Source organism: Pseudomonas sp. D2002 (assembly GCF_013385735.1).
Taxonomy (GTDB): Bacteria; Pseudomonadota; Gammaproteobacteria; order Pseudomonadales; family Pseudomonadaceae; genus Aquipseudomonas.
Genome location: NZ_JACAPL010000014.1, coordinates 123792 through 136585 on the forward strand (window position 1 = coordinate 123792; position 12794 = coordinate 136585).

The 12794-nt window shown below is 61.4% G+C and carries 9 protein-coding genes; 5 read left to right on the forward strand and 4 right to left on the reverse strand.

The genetic code is table 11. The features are described 5' to 3' along the window. Positions 1-18: 18 nt before the first annotated feature. A complete protein-coding gene (locus HX783_RS24790) occupies positions 19-1728 on the reverse strand; it encodes a ShlB/FhaC/HecB family hemolysin secretion/activation protein (protein WP_177018601.1) in 1710 nt (569 codons plus the stop codon). Positions 1729-2048: 320 nt separating this feature from the next. Here HX783_RS24790 and HX783_RS24795 point away from each other — a divergent pair, with 320 nt between their 5' ends. Continuing rightward, entirely contained in the window at positions 2049-2918 is an 870-nt protein-coding gene (locus HX783_RS24795; RefSeq protein ID WP_177018602.1) for an oxaloacetate decarboxylase, read from the forward strand. Positions 2919-2963: 45 nt separating this feature from the next. On the opposite strand, the gene HX783_RS24800 is transcribed toward HX783_RS24795, so the two are convergent. Then, the gene (locus HX783_RS24800; RefSeq protein WP_177018603.1) at positions 2964-5573 is read right to left on the reverse strand and encodes a hypothetical protein; all 2610 of its coding nucleotides are present in this window, start codon (positions 5571-5573) and stop codon (positions 2964-2966) included. A gap of 461 nt (positions 5574-6034) precedes the next feature. On the opposite strand from HX783_RS24800, the gene HX783_RS24805 reads away from it, so the two are divergent. Further along, positions 6035-7357 carry an OprD family porin gene (locus HX783_RS24805; protein WP_177018604.1) on the forward strand — a complete coding sequence of 441 codons (1323 nt, stop codon included), beginning with the start codon at positions 6035-6037 and terminating at the stop codon, positions 7355-7357. Here HX783_RS24805 and HX783_RS24810 read toward each other — a convergent pair whose 3' ends face one another. Continuing rightward, positions 7358-7834 carry a helix-turn-helix domain-containing protein gene (locus HX783_RS24810; protein WP_159956490.1) on the reverse strand — a complete coding sequence of 159 codons (477 nt, stop codon included), beginning with the start codon at positions 7832-7834 and terminating at the stop codon, positions 7358-7360. It abuts the gene before it with no gap. Between the two features lie 106 nt (positions 7835-7940). Here HX783_RS24810 and fabF point away from each other — a divergent pair, with 106 nt between their 5' ends. From fabF to HX783_RS24825, 3 genes are all read left to right on the forward strand, one after another. Next, entirely contained in the window at positions 7941-9209 is a 1269-nt protein-coding gene (fabF, locus tag HX783_RS24815; RefSeq protein WP_177018605.1) for a beta-ketoacyl-ACP synthase II, read from the forward strand. 71 nt (positions 9210-9280) lie between these two features. Continuing rightward, positions 9281-9661 carry a RidA family protein gene (locus tag HX783_RS24820; protein ID WP_071484081.1) on the forward strand — a complete coding sequence of 127 codons (381 nt, stop codon included), beginning with the start codon at positions 9281-9283 and terminating at the stop codon, positions 9659-9661. 229 nt (positions 9662-9890) lie between these two features. Further along, positions 9891-11870, forward strand: coding sequence for a U32 family peptidase (locus HX783_RS24825; protein ID WP_177018606.1), 1980 nt, complete (start codon positions 9891-9893; stop codon positions 11868-11870). Here HX783_RS24825 and HX783_RS24830 read toward each other — a convergent pair. Further along, the gene (locus HX783_RS24830) at positions 11848-12753 is read right to left on the reverse strand and encodes a DMT family transporter (protein WP_177018607.1); all 906 of its coding nucleotides are present in this window, start codon (positions 12751-12753) and stop codon (positions 11848-11850) included. The genes HX783_RS24825 and HX783_RS24830 overlap by 23 nt on opposite strands. Positions 12754-12794: the final 41 nt, after the last annotated feature.

A 12794-nucleotide genomic window follows, 5' to 3' on the forward strand; every position in this document is an offset into this window, starting at 1 on the left:
TGCACGAAGGCAAAAAAGTTAGAGGAAGAAATCCAGGCGGAAATAGATCGGGGCTTCACGCTCGGTGATGGCGTCCGGTCGCTCCAGCGAATGCGCAAAGGTCACGGTGGCGGCGACGTTGGGGCCGCGGGCAAACAACTCCAGCGCGTCACTGGTCATGCGCCCGTGCTGATCGGGGTTGTAGCGCCCGTGGCTGATCACGCCCTGGTCATAGCCGAGGCTGCTGCCATACTCGGCAAACACCGCGTGCATCCAGCTCCAGGTCACCGGGCGGGTCCAGCGCAGGTCGTTGCGCCAGTAACCGCCGCTGTCGCCGGTGAGGGACTGGTCCTGATACCCACGAATCGACGACTGCCCGCCCAGGCTGGTGCGCTGTGGGCTGAACAGCACGTCTTCACTGTGTTGCCCGGTCATCAGGCTGGTGAAACTGAATGACTCGTCCCACAGCTTGAACGGCTGCAAATAGCTGAGGGTGGCGGTGTATTTACGGTAGCGCGCGTCGGGCTGTCCGGCTTTGACGTCGCGATTGCTTTGCGCATCGAAGGCGCCGATGCCGTCCTGCATGCCCAGGTCTATGTTGAGAAAAGCACCGCCAATGCGCCGGCCATGGTTGATGCCGAACTGGGCTTCGCTGATGCGGTTGCTGCTCAGGGCCAGCTTGCTGTCTTCGATGTAGTTGTGGGTGCTGAGGTAGGACACGCCGGTGCTCAGCGAGGTTTTGCTCAGCGCGTCGCGGTAGATCACCCGCTCAAGGCGCAATTGATGGTTCTGGCTGTCGCCGCTTTGCTTGAAGCTGAAACCATTGGCCTGGGCCTGGGAGCGGTACTCGCTTTCGCTGTAGCTGTAGTTGAGGTTCCACCAGCCGAACGGCAGGTTGTAATTGAGCATCGCGTTGCGCGAATTCTTGCTGGTATCACTGACCACATCGTGCCCGGCGCGCAGCGAGAGTTGGTCGGACAGCCCCAGCGGGTTATCCCAATCGAAGCTGGTGCCAGCCTGCTGGCGACCGGTGCTGCGCTGGCCGTCGTTGCCGTAGGACACACCGGCGCGCCAGGGCTTTTGCGCGCTGTTCTTGACCAGCACGTCGCTGCCGCCCACCGCCTTGCCCGGCGCCAACTCCATTTGTGCCTGGTTCGACGGCAAGCGATTGAGCTGGTCAACCATCTGCTCGATTTCCCGCAGGTTGAGCACATCACCGGGCTTGCCGGGAAACACCTGGGCCAGCTGGCGCTCGGAAAAGCCACTGCCCTCGGCGCCCTTCAAGCCTTCGAGGCGGCCCTCCACCACCTGCACCTTCAGGTTGCCACTGGACAGATCCTGTTGCGGCAAGTAGGCGCGGCTGGTCACCAGGCCTTTGTCGATATAGCGCTCGGTGATGGTTTTAAGCAGCGCATTGAGCTGCGCCACGCCCAGGCATTGCCCGGTATAAGGCGCCAGTATCTGCGTGCGTTCGTTGGCGCCAAGCGCGTCTGCACCGCTGAGTTGGACGGTCTTGATGGGGAAACAGCGATTATCCGCAGCCGCGTTGGGCGCGGTTGCCGGTGTGGCGCTACCGGGCAGGTCCTTGAGGCCATCCAGGCGGCGGCGTTGTTCTTCGAGCAGGCGGTCCTGGCGGTCGCGGATCAGGTCGGTATCACCTGGGTTGGGCGCCGCCTGCAGCGTCATGGCCACCGCGAGACCTGCCAGTGCCAGCGCGTGGCAACTCACTGTGAGGATTGAAACTCGCATGGCCATTCCCTTGACTAAATGGCTTAGTGCCATCACTGGGCGGCGATACTATGGACACATTTTTTTGGCGTCAATTTGTCAAACATGAAACTTTTACAGAATGTTTCATGTTTGTATTCTGGCGAAAACAACGGCATTGGTTTATGGGGCGCGAATAGTTTTTGGGTTGTCCATCGCCTGACTGTGAACCGAGGATCCATAAGCCTGGCATGGGCCAAATGCTCAAACGTCATAATCTTCGACTCGTCCGCATGGTAATCTCGCGCCACCACGAATAGACATTGATCGTCACAAGACGATGACCAGAGCCAGGAAAGAACATGCCGAAAATCTCTCACTCAGCGTTGCGCCGCAACTTCCGTGAATTGCTTGCAAAGAACATCTGCGTAGAAACCGCCTCCGTTTTCGACCCCATGTCGGCGCGTATCGCCGCCGACCTGGGCTTCGAAGTCGGCATCCTGGGTGGCTCGGTCGCATCGTTGCAGGTCCTGGCGGCACCCGATTTTGCCTTGATCACGCTGAGTGAGTTCGTTGAACAGGCCACCCGCATTGGCCGGGTCGCCCAGCTGCCGTTCATTGCCGACGCCGACCACGGTTACGGCAATGCGCTGAACGTGATGCGCACCGTTGAAGAGCTTGAGCGCGCTGGCGTTGCGGCACTGACGATTGAAGACACGCTGCTGCCGGCCCAGTTTGGGCGTAAGTCCACCGACCTGATTTCCGTCGAGGAAGGCATCGGCAAAGTGAAGGCAGCCCTTGAAGCGCGGGTCGACCCTGAGCTGTCGATCATCGCCCGCACCAACGCCGGTGTATTGCCGACCGCAGACGTGATCGCGCGCACCAAGGCCTACGAAAAAGCGGGCGCCGATGGCATCTGCATGGTCGGTGTCAAAGACTTCGACCACCTTGAACAGATCGCCGAAAACCTTACGGTGCCGCTGATGCTGGTGACCTACGGCAACCCACAGCTCAATGACAGCGAACGCCTGGCCAGCCTCGGCGTGCGCGTTGTGGTGGCCGGGCATGGCGCTTACTTTGCCTCGATCAAGGCGACGTACGACAGCCTGCGCGCCCAGCGCAAACTGACCAGCAGCACCACGAATCTGAGCGCGACTGAACTGACGCATACCTACACGCTGCCGGAAAGCTACGTGGCGTGGGCGGAAGAGTTCATGGACGTGAAAGAGTAAGCGTCGGCCAATCGGCGGCCAGTTCCGACTGGCCGCCGACCTCAGTCAGTAATTGGCGCTGGGATTACCCACGTCCACATAGCCATTTTTCGGCGCAATAATCACCTCCAGTGGCGGCGGCGTGACGCCGAAGCCGTTGAGTTGATCGGTGAGCCCTTTGTACCAATCCTCCTGCTGTTTCTTGCGCGCATTGTCGGCCTTGATGTCGGCAATGATCGCGTAGATCAAGCCGCCGACAGCTGCAATCCCGCCCACCGCACCGGCCAAGGCACCTGCCGCGCCACCAATGACGCCCGCCGCCTCCGCAACGCCTGCGGCTACCGTGGTAATGCGCGGCACCACGTAGGTCGCGACTTCCACCATACCGGCCACGGCCGACAAGCCATTGAGCCCGGCAAAGGTGCCCTGGAAGCCGGCCCCGACCTTGTCGCCACTTTGCGCCGAGTTCTTCGCCGAAATTGCCCCGGTGACCAGCCCCAGCACGTTGCCCGCTACGCCGCCCAGGCTCTTGCCGACGTTCTCCACGTCTTTCACATACTTGGGTGCATCAAACTTGTAAGTGCCTTGTTGGGTGCGGTCGAACTGGTCCTGGACAAACTTGGCGCCGCCTTCCATAAACAGCCCGGCCGCCTGGAACGACTGCCCCACCGTTTGCGCGGTGCTGCCGCCCTTGCCGCCGGCAATGCGCGTGCCGATGGCGCCTGCCAGCAACACGCCAGACACGCCATGCATCACCCCGGCTTTGTACGTGGCGCTGACTCCAGCGGGTAGCTTGCCGCCCCAGGTGCTTTGGACTTTCTTGATCGCGTCATCGAACTTGGCGCCGCCGCGCATGGCGTCTTCCACCGCACGTATGCCGCTGATGATGTCGGCGGTTTTCGGCGGTGCTTCGCCGGGCGCGGTGAACGCGGCGATGTTGTCGTTGATCACTTGCTCAAGGCGCGGGTCATTGGCGCCGGTCACGCCGAGGCCACGGTAGAAGTCATCGATGGACTGGCCTTTAAGCAGGTCCTCGCGCCCGAGCTTGGCGGCGACGTCGTTGAAGCTCGAGCTGCCCGCCTGCACGGTCTTGTCGTCGAGCACCGCGTCGAAGATGGCTTTGTTTACCCCGGACTGAATCACCGCCTTGTCTGCCGGTACGCCGCTGGCAATGAGGTCGTTGATTTGCTTGCCGGAGGTGATGTCGGCGTACTCGGCCTTGACCTTGTCCTTGATCGCCTGCGGGGCGTTTTCCAGGGCTTCCTTGTAGTCGGGTTGCTTGCCGAGCGCCTGGGCGTAGAAGTCCGGGTACTTGATAAAGCTCGACAACGCATCGGTGGTGCTGGCGCCCTTGACCGCAAAGGCACTTTCCAGCGCATCGGTGCTCGATGACGCCTGCAGGCGGCGCTCCATCTCGGCTTTCAGGGCCGGGTCGGCGGCGACGGTTTTCTGCAGTTGTTCGGTGCCCTGGGTGTTGAGGAACTGCTGCACATCCGGGTCTTTGCTGAGCGTGTCGATGCGGCTCTGCACGTCCTTGATGAAATCTTCGCGCTGCTGGCCCGGCGACTTGCCGTCACCCGACCACTCATTGGCGGCATCCGGCCCCTGGTGCGCGAACGCATCCGCACCGGCCTTGTAGTTCGCCAGGCCCGTGGATAGTTGGATGATCGCCGCGGTTTTGTCCGCGCCGCTGGCGCTGCTGTGGCCGCCGGCAAAATAGTCGGCACCGACCTTGGAAGCGTCACCGCCGGCCGCCTTGACCGCGTCCTCGGTGGCCTTGGCGTTCAAGTCTTTGATCTGGTCGTCGGCGCTGTTGCCGTCCAGGCCCTTGAGGTTGTCGTAGCCGTATTTGCCGAAGTCCTGCAGGCGCCCCGCTTCCGTGCCGTGGCGGGCTTCGCCGTCCTTGGTGAAACCGTCGATGCGGCCATTGCCAACGTTGCCACCGTCAATGTGCTTGCCGGTCTCGTCGTAGTTTTCGACATAGTTGAGCACCTGCGCCGCACGCCAGGCGGCATCGGGGTCGTGCTCGAAATCGCCGACGCGCTCGCGCAGCTTGTCCTTGACCCCGCTCTGGTTGCCGAGGTTTTTCAGCAAGGGGTTGTCATCGATGATCTGTTGCGCGCTGCGGGTATCGCCCAGCGGGCGCCCTTCGCCGGGCAGTGGCAAATGATTGGACGGTGCGTCGCCCTTGGGCGCGGCCTTGGGTGGGGTGACGGGTAGCTCGCCTTTGAGGGTGTCCCAGCCGTATTTGCCAAAATCCTGCAGGCGCCCGGCTTCCGTGCCGTGGCGGGCATCACCGCCTTTGGTAAACCCGTCGACCTTGCCGTTGCCGGCGTCGTTCAGCTCTGCGCGTTTAACCGTGGGCTTGCCGTTTTCGTCGAGCTTTTCGATGTGCTCCAGCACCCTGCTGGCGCGGTAGGCCGCGTCGGGGTCATGCTCGAAATCGCCCACGCGCTCACGCAATTTGTCTTTCACGCCACTCTGGTTGCCCAGGTTTTTCAGCAGGGGGTTGTCGTCGATGATTTGCTGCGCGCTGCGAAAGTCGCCTTGGGGCCGCTTTGTATCAGGCCCGAGGCGGTTGTCGCCGGGCTGATTGTCTACCGCCCTGGACACCGCTTTGTTCCAGTTGGCGTTTTCGCCCGCTTTGGGTGTGCTGTCGACCGGGTTGACCTGCATGACCTGTCTCCTTGATGTGGCATGGGAGACGGGATTATTGGCGGGCAAGTGCAACAGTCTTGTTACAAACAAATAATTGGGACAAGCAGAAGCATATCGCCATTACTTAATGGCAATTTAAAGGCTTACCTATTTATATAAGTTTATTTAACTAAATCTAAAAAATCCGCCGCAGAGCCTGCGGCGGCAAACCAAAGGTTTTTGTCGAAGCAGAGCGGCTAAGACCCTGCCCACGCTACACCTGCGAAAAATTAAAAGAGGTGAAGTTTAATTAATCGAGTTTAATCCGCAACTGCGCTGCAGCCCGCGAAAAATATGCTAAAAATCAGCTTCGACAAGCTCGTCGAGCACAATAAAAACGGCATTACGCTCACTGAAAACCCTGCCAACAAAACTGCTGCGCCATTTCAACAATTGCGGTGTTTCTGTGCACGCGTTAATTATTCCGGGGAAGTAACAACATGATCAAACAGTGGAGCCTGTTAACACTGGCGGTGTGCGCCAGCGTCAGCCAAATGGCGTTGGCCGAGTCCGTCACCGACCAGGCCGATTCCAAAGGCTTTATCGAGGGCAGCAGCGTGACCGGGCTGTTGCGCAACTATTACTTCGACCGCGACCGCCAAAGCGGCAAGGCCGACAACCGCGACTGGACCCAAGGCGCGATGCTCAATTACGCCTCGGGCTTTACCCAGGGCACCATTGGTTTTGGCGTAGATGCCTACGCCTATGGCGCGATGAAGCTGGACGCCACCCACGCCGATGCCGGCACCGGTGACCTGCCGACCGATCGCCATGGCGACCCGGAAAACGGCTACGGCTCAGTCGGTGCGGCGGTGAAAATCAAGGTCTCCAAGACCGAGCTGAAATTCGGGGACATGCAGCCCACCGCCCCGGTCTTCGCCACCGGCGGCACGCGTATTTTGCCGCAGACCGCCAGCGGCTTTGACCTGACCAGCAGCGAAATCGCCGGCCTGGACCTGGAAGCCGGGCACTTCACCAGCACGAACAGCGGCATGACCAGCAACCATGACCACGATATCTACGCCACCTACGCCAACGTCGCGGCCAACAGTGCGAGTTTCATCGGCGGCAAATACACCTTCACGCCGTCACTGAGCGCGACCGTGTACGCCGGTGAACTGGAAGATATCTGGCGCCAGTACTACACCAACCTCAACTACGTGTTGCCGTTGGGCCATGACCAGTCACTGGCGCTGGATGGCAACCTGTACCGCACCCTCGACACCGGCAGCGCCAAGGCCGGGGCGATCAACAACACCACGTATTCGGTGGCGGCGGCCTACTCGTTCCTGGCGGCCCACACCTTGACGCTGTCGTTCCAGAAAGTGCATGGCGATACGCCGTTCGACTACATCGGCACCGGCAACAACGGCGCGGGCGAAGGCGGCGATTCGGTGTTGCTGGCCAACTCGATTCAGTGGGGTGACTTCAACGGCCCGGGCGAGCAGTCCTGGGGCATTCGCTATGACCTGAACATGGCCAGCTATGGCGTGCCGGGCTTGAGCTTCATGACCCGCTACGTCAACGGCTCGGACATCAACGGCACCCACACCCCGGCCAACAGCGCCTATGTCGGTGATTACGGTGCCGATGGCGACCACCACGAGACCGATGTGGAAGCCAAATACGTGCTGCAAAGCGGCCCGGCGAAAAACCTGTCGCTGCGCGTGCGTGACGCGATGGTGTCGTCGAACGCCGACCAGCGCGATGGCAAGTTGAACGAGCTGCGGCTGATCGTCGACTACCCGTTCACGCTGTTGTAATTACGCCGGGTTCAGCCGTTGGCGCATGCCTGCGCTGGCGGCTGGACCGGCCTGCACCACGCACTCATCCAACGCCACCAACGCGCCTGCGGCGGTGGCCATCATCGGCTGCACCGGCAGCCCCGTCTCGCGCTCAACCACCTCGACACTGGTGCCCTCTTCGGCGTAATGCCGATTGCCCCACGCCACCAACGCCATCAGCACCATGCGAAAATCCTCGCCCTTGGGCGTCGGCACGTATTCGTAGCGTGGCGGCCGCTCGCTGTAGGCGCGGCGCTCAAGCATCCCGGCCTCGACCAGGCCATTCAAACGACGCGTCAACATGTTCGGCGCAATGCCCAGGCTGCGCGAGAACTCATCGAAGCGGCGCAGGCCATGCAAGGCGTCGCGCATGATCAACATGCTCCACCACTCGCCTACGCGTTCAAGGCTACGGGCGATGGGGCATTCGTCGCTGACAAGGGACTTGCGTTGCATGGCGGTTCCTGTGTGGCAGTACAAAGTTGTGTGACGCCATGTTACTTTCATCATGATAGTGACGTCCACAGCTGTGTATCCCTCAAGCAACCGGAGTCGATTGATCATGAGTAAACGTATCGTCGTGACAGGCATGGGCGCGCTGACGCCGCTGGGTGCCAGTGTGGAATCCACCTGGCAACGCCTGTTGAACGGGCAGTCGGGGATCCGCCGCCTGCCGGAAGAGTTGATCGGTGACCTGGCGGTAAGCATCGGCGGCCAGGTGCAAAGCCTGCTGCAAGACCCTGAAGCCGGGTTTGATCCGGATCGCCTGCTGGCCGCCAAGGAACAGCGCAAAATGGACCGCTTCATTCTGTTCGCCCTGGCGGCGGCGGATGAAGCCTTGAAGCAAGCCGGCTGGGCGCCGAAAACGCCCGAAGAACAGGAACGCACCGCGACCATCATCGCTTCCGGCGTCGGCGGTTTCCCGGCGATTGCCGATGCCGTGCGCACCACCGACAGCAAAGGCCCACGGCGCCTGTCGCCATTCACTATTCCGTCGTTCTTGAGCAACATGGCCGCCGGGCATGTGTCGATCAATTACGGCTTGAAAGGCCCGCTGGGCGCGCCGGTAACGGCCTGCGCGGCAGGCGTGCAAGCGATTGGCGACGCGGCGCGGATGATCCGTGCCGGTGAAGTCGACGTGGCCGTGTGTGGCGGTGCGGAAGCGGCGATTCATCGGGTCAGCCTGGCGGGTTTTGCGGCGGCGCGCGCGTTGTCCAGCGATTTCAATGACACGCCTGAGCGTGCTTCGCGGCCTTTCGATCAGGCACGTGACGGCTTCGTGATGGGCGAAGGTGCCGGCATTCTAGTCATCGAAGAACTCGAACACGCGCTGGCACGCGGCGCGCAGCCCATCGCCGAACTGGTCGGTTATGGCACCAGTGCCGATGCCTATCACATGACCGCCGGGCCGGAAGACGGTGATGGCGCGCGTCGGGCCATGACCCAGGCGTTGCGCCAGGCGGGCATCGAGGCGTCCAAGGTGCAGTATTTGAATGCGCATGCGACGTCGACGCCCGTGGGCGACAAAGGCGAACTGGCTGCCATCAAGACGGTATTCGGCGCGAGCGGCCACCCGGCCATCAGTTCGACCAAATCCGCCACCGGCCATTTGCTCGGCGCGGCAGGCGGCATCGAAGCAATCTTCACCGTGCTCGCCCTGCGCGATCAGGTCGCGCCGGTGACGTTGAACCTGGAAAACCCGGACGCCCTCGCCGACGGCCTGGACATGCTGCGCGGTGAGGCGCGGCATATGCCGATTGAATATGCGCTGTCCAACGGCTTCGGTTTTGGCGGCGTGAACGCCAGCGTGCTGTTCCGCCGCTGGGTATAACCCCCGGTTTGCCCCTGCCGTGATTTTCGGGGACCATGTGCGCCTTCTGTTTAAGCCAACAAGAGGCGCCCATGGCCAACCACGACCTGTCCTATACCCCCGACCCGGATGCCGATTCGATTTCCTCCGACGTGATCGGCTTCAACGGCATCCTGGTCTCCACCCAAATCCCAACGCGCGCCGACGGCAGCCTGGAACTGGGCGACATCACCCTGCAAAGCGAATGCACCCTGCAAGCGCTGAAAGTCGCGCTGGAGAAAGCCGGCAGCTCCATGGACCGGGTGATGCACCTGACCATCTACCTCACTGACATGGCTGATCGCGCGGCATTCAACGAAGTCTACAAGCGCTTTTTCGCCAAGCCCTGGCCGGTTCGTGCTGCTGTAGGCGTGGCTGCATTGGCGGTAGAAGGCATGCGCGTAGAAGTCACCGCGATGGCCGCCAAGGCCTGAGTTCGCACGGGCAACACACCTCAAAATGTGGGAGCGGGCTTGCTCGCGAATGCAATGTGTCAGTCACCCAATCAGTGACTGTCACTACGCATTCGCGAGCAAGCCCGCTCCCACATTGGATATCATTGAATCCTTCTCCCTAGGTTTGACAGCCCTGTGGTAGATGCCGGTCGGGCATTTCACGGCTACAATGCGCGCCTCGACCGTGACAAGCCTGACTAAAAAAACTATGTCCTTGCCCAAGCATCACCTTGAATTGCTCAGCCCTGCCCGCGATGTCGCCATTGCGCGCGAGGCTATCTTGCATGGCGCCGACGCCATCTACATCGGTGGCCCGAGCTTCGGCGCCCGCCACAATGCGTGCAACGAGGTGAGCGATATCGCTCAACTGGTCGAATTCGCCCACCGTTACCACGCCCGCGTGTTCACCACCATCAACACCATCCTGCACGACAACGAGCTGGAACCTGCGCGCAAGCTGATCCATCAGCTGTACGACGCCGGTGTCGATGCGCTGATCGTGCAAGACCTGGGCGTAATGGAACTGGATATTCCGCCCATCGAGCTGCACGCCAGCACCCAGACCGACATTCGCACCCTGGGCCGCGCCAAGTTTCTCGACCAGGCCGGTTTCTCGCAGTTGGTCCTGGCCCGTGAGCTGAACCTGCAGGAAATCCGTGCCATCGCCGACGAAACCGATGCCGCCATCGAGTTCTTTATCCACGGCGCCCTGTGCGTGGCGTTCTCCGGGCAGTGCAATATTTCCCACGCGCAAAATGGCCGCAGCGCCAACCGTGGCGATTGCTCCCAGGCCTGCCGCCTGCCGTACACCTTGAAAGATGACCAGGGCCGCGTGGTGGCCTTTGAAAAACACCTGCTGTCGATGAAAGACAACAACCAGAGCGCCAACATCCGCGCCCTGGTCGAGGCCGGTGTTCGCTCGTTCAAGATCGAAGGCCGCTACAAGGACATGGGCTATGTGAAGAACATCACCGCCTATTACCGCCAACGCCTCGACGACGTCCTCGAAGACCGCCCCGACCTGGCCCGCGCGTCCAGCGGCCGTACCGCGCATTTCTTCCTGCCCGACCCGGAAAAAACCTTCCACCGTGGCAGCACTGATTACTTCGTCACCGACCGCAAAATCGACATCGGCGCGTTCGACACGCCCACCTTCACCGGCCTGCCGGTGGGCAGGGTGGAAAAAGCCGGCAAGCGCGACTTGCAGGTGGTCACTCACGAGCCGCTGTCCAACGGCGACGGCCTGAATGTGCTGGTCAAGCGCGAAGTCGTGGGTTTCCGCGCCAACATCGCCGAACCCAAAGGCGAGTTCGAAGAAGACGGCGAGAAGCGCTACCGCTACCGCGTCGAGCCGAATGAAATGCCGGCCGGCCTGCACCAGTTGCGCCCGAACCATCCGCTGAACCGCAACCTCGACCATAACTGGCAACAGGCCCTGCTCAAGACCTCGGCCGAGCGCCGTATTGGCTTGGCATGGGTCGCACGCTTGCGTGAAGACCAGTTGCAAGTCACCGCGACCAGCGAAGAAGGCATCAGCGCCAGCATCACCCTGCCCGGCCCGTTTGGCGTGGCCAACAAGCCGGAACAGGCGCTCGACACCCTGCGCGACCTGCTTGGTCAACTCGGCACCACCGAGTACCACGCGACGAATATCGAGCTGAACGCGCCGCAGGCGTTTTTCATCCCCAACTCGCAGCTCAAGGCCCTGCGCCGCGAAGTAATCGAGGCGCTGACCGCCGCACGCGTCGCGGCTCACCCGCGTGGCGGGCGCAAGGCCGAGACGTCACCGCCACCGGTTTACCCGGAAGCGCATTTGTCGTTCCTGGCCAACGTCTACAACCAGAAAGCCCGTGATTTTTACTACCGTCACGGCGTGAAGTTGATCGACGCGGCCTTCGAAGCCCACGAAGAAACCGGCGAAGTGCCGGTGATGATCACCAAGCACTGCCTGCGGTTCTCGTTCAACCTGTGCCCTAAACAGGCCAAGGGTGTGACGGGCGTCAAGACCAAGGTAGCGCCAATGCAGCTGATCCACGGCGATGAAGTACTGACGCTGAAGTTCGACTGCAAACCGTGCGAGATGCATGTGGTGGGCAAGATCAAGGGTCACATCCTGGGCTTGCCGCAACCGGGCAGCGGCGTGGGTCATTTCGACCCGGAAAGTATCATCTTTCAGGGCACGCACTAGCCCTTGGGGAGCGGGGCCACCACCAGCCCCGCTGCAACCCGGCAGCCGCCAACAAAATCGCCGCAACCCCCAGCCATTGCAGCCAGCCCAGGCGATGCCCAAAGGCAATCCAGTCGACAAAAATCGCCGCAATCGGGTAGATAAACGACAGCGCGCCGGTTATGGCAGTCGGCAGTTTCTGGATCGCCCCGTACAACAACACATACATCAGGCCGGTGTGCACCACGCCCAACGTGACCAATGCCGCCCAGGCATTGGTCGCGTTGGGCAAGCTGTTCCAGGGCACTAACGGCGCCAGCAACAGTGCGCCGGTAGTCACCTGGATCAGCGCCATCAAGTGCGGCGGCACTTCCTTCAGACGCTTGATGATCAACGCCGCAATCGCATACAAAAACGCCGCGCCCAAGGCCAGCGCGATACCCGCCAGGTAATCACCCCCACCGCTTTGCTGTTCGCCATGGGCAGTCACAATCGCCAACATGCCGAGAAACGCCACACTCAACCACGCCAGTTTCTGCACGGTGATCTTCTCACCGAGAAACAGCGCCGCCAGCAGCACCAACATGAACGGCTGCACGTTGTACACCGCCGTACTGATCGCGATGGACGCGCGTGAATAGGATTCGAACAACAGCAACCAGTTACCGACGATGGCCACGCCGCTGAGCATCGCCAGGCCGAGCTTGGCCCAGCTCAGCAGTTCCAGCCGCAGGTAACCCAGCAACGCGCACACCAGCAACAGCGTCAGCGCGCCGATCACGCAGCGCCAGAACACCACTTCGATCACCGACACGCCCGACACCAGCACAAACCAGCCGATGGTGCCCGAAATCAACATGGCGGCGACCATTTCCCACGACCCGCGACGGATAGATGTGTCCACGATGCAAGCTCCTCAAGTGAGGCTCAATTATGGCAATCTGC

What these genes read in the sequence shown, in the direction of transcription:
- HX783_RS24805 (WP_177018604.1), top strand. Translation starts at nt 6,035, where the DNA reads ATGATCAAACAGTGGAGCCTGTTAACACTGGCGGTGTGCGCCAGCGTC.
- HX783_RS24800 (WP_177018603.1), bottom strand. Translation starts at nt 5,573, where the DNA reads ATGCAGGTCAACCCGGTCGACAGCACACCCAAAGCGGGCGAAAACGCC.
- HX783_RS24790 (WP_177018601.1), bottom strand. Translation starts at nt 1,728, where the DNA reads ATGCGAGTTTCAATCCTCACAGTGAGTTGCCACGCGCTGGCACTGGCA.
- HX783_RS24810 (WP_159956490.1), bottom strand. Translation starts at nt 7,834, where the DNA reads ATGCAACGCAAGTCCCTTGTCAGCGACGAATGCCCCATCGCCCGTAGC.
- HX783_RS24820 (WP_071484081.1), top strand. Translation starts at nt 9,281, where the DNA reads ATGGCCAACCACGACCTGTCCTATACCCCCGACCCGGATGCCGATTCG.
- HX783_RS24795 (WP_177018602.1), top strand. Translation starts at nt 2,049, where the DNA reads ATGCCGAAAATCTCTCACTCAGCGTTGCGCCGCAACTTCCGTGAATTG.
- HX783_RS24825 (WP_177018606.1), top strand. Translation starts at nt 9,891, where the DNA reads ATGTCCTTGCCCAAGCATCACCTTGAATTGCTCAGCCCTGCCCGCGAT.
- fabF (WP_177018605.1), top strand. Translation starts at nt 7,941, where the DNA reads ATGAGTAAACGTATCGTCGTGACAGGCATGGGCGCGCTGACGCCGCTG.